Source organism: Amycolatopsis sp. NPDC057786 (assembly GCF_042797905.1).
Classification (GTDB): Bacteria; Actinomycetota; Actinomycetes; order Mycobacteriales; family Pseudonocardiaceae; genus Amycolatopsis.
Genome location: NZ_JBHVKW010000147.1, coordinates 11,088 through 15,161, shown reverse-complemented (window position 1 = coordinate 15,161; position 4,074 = coordinate 11,088). Strand labels below are relative to the sequence as shown.

General features: G+C 67.6%; 3 protein-coding genes. 1 reads left to right on the top strand and 2 read right to left on the bottom strand.

The features are described from left to right. Positions 1-74 precede the first annotated feature (74 nt). Positions 75-2,651 carry an exo 1,3/1,4-beta-D-glucan glucohydrolase gene (locus ACFVM3_RS39665; protein ID WP_378444936.1) on the bottom strand — a complete coding sequence of 859 codons (2,577 nt, stop codon included), beginning with the start codon at positions 2,649-2,651 and terminating at the stop codon, positions 75-77. 167 nt (positions 2,652-2,818) lie between these two features. Then, complete coding sequence (locus ACFVM3_RS39660; RefSeq protein ID WP_378444933.1) at positions 2,819-3,034, bottom strand: hypothetical protein; 216 nt, start codon at positions 3,032-3,034, stop codon at positions 2,819-2,821. A gap of 141 nt (positions 3,035-3,175) precedes the next feature. Between ACFVM3_RS39660 and ACFVM3_RS39655 the strand changes: the two genes are divergently transcribed. Further along, positions 3,176-3,982, top strand: coding sequence for an NmrA family NAD(P)-binding protein (locus ACFVM3_RS39655; protein WP_378444932.1), 807 nt, complete (start codon positions 3,176-3,178; stop codon positions 3,980-3,982). Positions 3,983-4,074 lie beyond the last annotated feature (92 nt).

Sequence of the window (4,074 nt, the reverse complement as noted above, 5' to 3'; positions counted from 1 at the left end):
AGCCACTTTCGCAACCTTGAAGGTTGCGAAAGTGGCTTTCGCGTCATGCCGCGCCGGGATCCCCAGCGACGAGGTCAGTTCAGGCTCGAGCAAGGCCTCGCATCAGGGTCCTGCGCTCCCTTGGGCACCCACCGGACGTTGGCGAACGAAGCGGAGAACTTGCCGTCGGTGTACACCAGGAACGGCGTGTTGACGTTCTCCAGATCCAGCCCATTGGCGAAGCACGACACCGGGATCTTCACGGTCGACTTCGGCGCTCCCGCCAGATCGGTGAACAGCTTGGTCGCGTTCACCTCGGAGAAGCACGGGTAGACGCAGTGCATACTGATCACCGTCCGGTTGGCGGGCGCCTCGTGCACCACGGTGTCGAACTCCAGCGCCGCGTCGGCGTTGAGATAGCCCCGCAAATCGTTGGTACCGACCGGGTTCTGGAAGTAGAGCTGCGCCGGCCCGGTGCCGGTCCAGGTCGACTTGAGGCTGTCCTGCTGCACGTTCACGTCCGACTGCACGACGTTGATCTCAGCGTGTGAAGCGGCGCCGTCGGGACCGATCTCGGTACCGCCCCAGTTCTCCGCCGATCCGATGAAACCCTTGTACGGCGCGACATCGGTGCGGTTGAAGATCTCGAGATCCTCGGTCGCCGTGCCGCCGCCACCGGTCGAGCCGCACGACACGGGCCCGGCCGTCTCGTCAAGCTGACCGATGGTGACGCGCTGCCCGGTCTTGAGGCCGTAGCCGAGTTCGAACAGCGGGTCGTAGTCCGCCGAACCCGCGTTCAGCGGCGTCTGGCACGCGCTCTTCGGCCACGAATACGGCAGCTTGCCCTTGAACCCGCCCTTGAGCAGGACGTCGGCGACGCCGCCGCCTTCGGTGCCGGGCAGCCAGGCCGCGACGAACGCGTCGGAACGGTTGATCTCCTTGTTCATGTACAGCGGGCGGCCGCCGACGTAGACGGTGACGACCGGAGCGCCCTTCCCACGGACCTTGTCCAGAACGGCCAGATCTTCGGGGTAGAGCTTCGAGGCCTCCAGCGTCTTGCGGGTCAGGTCGCCGACGCCTTCCGCGTACGGGGTCTCGCCGATGACGGCGATAACGGCGTCGTAGCCCTTCGGGTCCGTGTCGCCCTTCTCGTCGAAGGTGACGTTGACGTCGCCGAGCTGCTGCTTGAGCCCGGCGAGGATCGACGTGGCGTTCGGGAAGTCGGCGTTGGTGTTGCCGGTCCCCTGCCAGCTCAGCGTCCAGCCGCCGGTCTGGTTCTGGATGCTGTCCGCGCTCTTGCCGACCACGAGGACCTTCGACTTCGGCTTGAGCGGCAGCACGTTGCCGTTGTTCTTCAGCAACGTCTGCGACGACCGGACGGCGTCGCGCGCCAGCCAGGTCTCCTTCAGTGCCTCGTCGGAGTTGGCGTAGGACCGGTCCGACGGCTTCTGCGACTCGTACAGCCCCGAGCGCAGCTTGACGCGCAGGATCCTGGTCACCGCGTCGTCGATGCGCGAAAGCGGGATCTGGCCACTGGTGACCTGGGCGACGGTGTTGGCGATGAACGCCTTCCAGTCGTTGGGCACCATCACGATGTCGATGCCGGCGTTGATCGCCTGCGGGCAGGAAGCGTTGGTGCAGCCGGGAACCTGGCCGATGCCGTTCCAGTCGGACACGACGAGGCCGTCGAAGCCCATCTTGCCCTTGAGGATCTGGTTCAGCGCCTTGTCGCTGCCGTGCAGCTTGCCCTCGTCGATACCGAGTTCGGCGTTCGTCCAGCTGTTGAACGACACCATCACGGTCTGGGAGCCCGCCGCGAGCGCGCCGTAGTAGCCCTGGCCGTGGACGTTGACCATCTCGGCTTCGGACGACGGGTTGACGCCCTGGTCCTGCCCCTTGAGAGTGCCGCCGTCCCCGATGAAGTGCTTGGCGGTGCCGATCACGCCGTTGTAGCCGATGCGTTTGGTCGAGCCGTCCTGGAGACCGTTGATCGCCTCGTAGCCGTAGGCCCTGGTGATCCGCGGGTCCTCGGAGAACCCTTCGTAGGTGCGGCCCCAGCGGTCGTCCTTCACGACGGCCAGCGTCGGCGCGAAGGCCCAGTCCTGGCCGGTGGCGCGGATCTGCCGGGCCGTCGCCGCGGAGATGTCCCGCACCAGGCACGGGTCCTGCGCCGCGCCGAGCCCGATGTTGTGCGGGAAGACGGTGGCGCCGTACACGTTGTTGTTGCCGTGCACGGCGTCGATGCCCCAGATCACCGGGATCTTCGTCCGGCTGCCCTTCGCGGCTTCCCAGTAGGCGTCCGCGAGCTTGAGCCAGTCCTGCTGGGAGGCGTGCTTGTCCTTGTTGGGCCACGAACCGCCGCCGTTGAGGACCGAGCCGATCGAGTACCGCCGGACCTCGTCGGGGGTGATCGCCGCGATCTCGGGCTGCGTCATCTGCCCGACCTTCTCCTCCAAGGTCATCCCTTCGAGGATCCGGGCGATCCGCTGCTCGTCACCGCCCTTGCCCTTGAACCGGCTCTCGACCTTCGGCCAGTCGGCGAGCGTCGGCAGGCTCTTCTCGATCCGGGCGCAACCGTCCCGGTCGAACGCGGGCTTCCCGATCACGGGTTGTTCGGCCGCGACGGCGGCGGGTGTGGCCACCACGGCCCCGCCGAGCAGCGCGAGACTCATCAAGGCGATCAGCGGACTTCGGCGCGCACGGGCACGTCTTGCCATGGTCTGGTCCATTCTGCGGGAGGCGGGGACCGGCCGATCCTCACCGGCCCCGGCGGCCGCGTCAAGAGTTTCGGGCCGGTACGGCGAGTGTTAATTTTTGCCATGAACTAAGACGCGGAGAGTCACCCGGCCACGCGCCGCCGGTTCCGCCGCTTGGCGGTATACGGCAGCGCGAACAGGTAAAGACCGCTGAACATCAGCAAGAAGAGCGGCGGCAGTGGCGTGTAGAGCACCCACTGCGCGGGGTCGCCCTTGGCCACGACCACGAAGCACACGACGACGGTGGCGACGAAGACGAGCGACGTCCACCGATGGAACGTCCGGATCCGCTTGCTCACGGGAACCTCCTGGAGTCGTTTTGCCTGTGGCGATGACGCTAGGGATCCCGTGGACCTCGACGCTTCTCGATTCCTGACCGGTCCGCTTGACCTCCAGATTACTTGAGCTTTTAACGTCACGGGAAACGAAGGGAATCACTCATGACCGTCTTGGTAACCGGCGCCACCGGGAACACCGGCCGCCACGTCGTCGCCGAACTCGTCCGCCGAGGAGAACACGTCCGGGCACTGACCAGGAACCCGTCGGCGGCAAAGCTTCCGGCGGGCGTCGAACTGGTGGAGGGCACACACACCGCGCCCGAAACCCTCACCGACGCCTTCGAGGGCGTCACCCGCCTGCACATCACCGTGACGGCGGGCCTCGCCGACGTCGGCGCCGATCTGGTGAAACGCGCCGTGGACGCGGGAGTTCGGCGGATGACCGTCGTCTGGGGCGGCTACGTCGGCCCGACGGAACAGGCGATGGCCGAGTCCGGGGTGGAGTGGACGCGGCTCGAGCCGCAGGAGTTCATGTCCAACGCCCTGACCTGGGTCGACTCCGTCCGCGCCGACGGCGTGGTCCGTGAGCCGTTCGACCTCCCGAGCGCGGTCGTGCACGAGGGCGACATCGGCGCCGTTGCCGCCACCGCGCTCGTGGAGGACGGGCATTCGGGCAAGGTCTACAACCTCACCGGCCCGGAAGCGCTGACCACGAGCGAACGGATCGCGATCCTCGGCTCCGGTGTCGGCCGCGACATCGCGCTGGAGCGGATCACGCGGCAGCAGGCGATCGACCGGCTGCTGGCCGACGGCGTCTCGGTCGCGGACGCCGAGTACGTCGTCGGCTGGCACAGCGATCCGCCAGTTGAGGCGCGCACCGTGGTCGACACGATCGAGAAGGTGACCGGGCGCCCTGCCCGCACCTTCGCGCAGTGGGTCGCCGAGCACGCCGACCGGTTCAAGCCGTGAGCGGTCCGACCGGCGTGACGCGCGCCGTGCGGTAAACCCCCGACCGCCTGCCTGGTCACCGTGGTGGGGGGTGGGGGGGGGGGGGGGCGCCC

What these genes read in the sequence shown, in the direction of transcription:
- ACFVM3_RS39665 (WP_378444936.1), bottom strand. Translation starts at nt 2,651, where the DNA reads ATGAGTCTCGCGCTGCTCGGCGGGGCCGTGGTGGCCACACCCGCCGCC.
- ACFVM3_RS39655 (WP_378444932.1), top strand. Translation starts at nt 3,176, where the DNA reads ATGACCGTCTTGGTAACCGGCGCCACCGGGAACACCGGCCGCCACGTC.